The organism is Staphylococcus intermedius NCTC 11048 (genome assembly GCF_002902385.1).
Taxonomy (GTDB): Bacteria; Bacillota; Bacilli; order Staphylococcales; family Staphylococcaceae; genus Staphylococcus; species Staphylococcus intermedius.
The window spans coordinates 1-388 of sequence record NZ_PPQH01000114.1 but is presented as its reverse complement, the minus strand read 5'-3'; the positions used below and the strand labels follow the sequence as shown (position 1 = coordinate 388).

The 388-nt window shown below is 43.6% G+C and carries 1 pseudogene; it reads right to left on the bottom strand.

The window, feature by feature from the left end:
- Nucleotides 1-388 (bottom strand): annotated as a pseudogene (locus CD138_RS14410) (hypothetical protein); the annotation flags it as partial.

The following is a 388-nucleotide window of genomic DNA, read 5'->3' as shown; positions in this document are numbered from 1 at the left end:
TTGTGATTTCTCAACTGATGTTGATGTGCTTGCTGAATCGCTCGCTACACTTTCTGATTGCGCCGTTGATGTTGAAGCACTTGCTTTTGCTTCTGACTCTGATTCAGATACAGATTGTGACTTTTCAACCGATGTTGATGTGCTCGCTGAATCACGTTCTACACCTTCTGATTGCGCTGTTGACGCTGATGCGCTCGCTGACGTTGATGTTGAAGCACTTGCTTTCGCTTCTGATTCTGATTCAGAGACTGATTGTGATTTCTCAACTGATGTTGATGTGCTTGCTGAATCACTCGCTACACTTTCTGATTGCGCCGTTGATGTTGAAGCACTTGCTTTTGCTTCTGATTCTGACTCAGATACTGATTGTGACTTTTCAACTGATGTT